At 44.1% G+C, this 751-nt stretch carries 1 protein-coding gene; it reads left to right on the forward strand.

Features of this window, described 5'->3' with window-relative positions:
• Positions 1-104: 104 nt before the first annotated feature.
• On the forward strand, positions 105-751 hold a 647-nt coding region (locus A3763_RS23980), incomplete at its 3' end, for a beta-propeller domain-containing protein (protein WP_197483085.1).

Consider the following 751-nt stretch of genomic DNA (forward strand, 5'->3'; position numbering starts at 1 on the left):
AGCCGAACAAAAACACGCTTCCAATCAGTACAGAGCGGGAGTTGGAATTTATTATTTCGAAGAGCTCAACAATAAATCGAGCCAAGTTTAAAGGACCAACTGCAATGGACATTCAACATAAACTTAAGCCAAGTTTGTTTCTTCTCACCTTGAGCTTACTGTCATCTGTTTTCGTTGGCTGTAGTGAGTCCGAGAATGATGGCGGAATTACCGGAACGGGCGGCCCTCTGGAAAGCTACTTAAAGCACGGAATTGCTTCGAATAACCAGAACCCTAGCTATTGCGATATTTGCCTCGATGCCCCCGTACTCGAAAGCGATGGAAGTGCAGATGCCTCTTCTGACGAGTCAAGCGATAGCTACTCCCGAACTAATACTCAAGAAACAGGAGTCGATGAACTCGACTGGCTTAAGACCGACGGAAACCTGATATACAGCTACAATGGAGGTTCCGACATCAATATATTTGAATTATCGGAACAGACAGGTAAACACGAAGCGCTCAATACCATTACCCTCTCTACTTCACGTCATTACTTACAGGGCTTGTATCTGGAAGAAACACTCGAAAACAAAAAACTTATTTCAATCGCTAACGAATACGCTCAAGTCTATAGCGACTACTTCTGGCACTGGAGTGATAGCCGTATCAGTATTGATATGTATGACGTGGAAACACCTGAATCCACCATAGACAAAACCACATCTATACAGATAGAGGGTCAGTATGTCAGCAGCCGAAAAATCGGCTC

It is taken from the genome of Oleiphilus sp. HI0128, assembly GCF_001635365.1.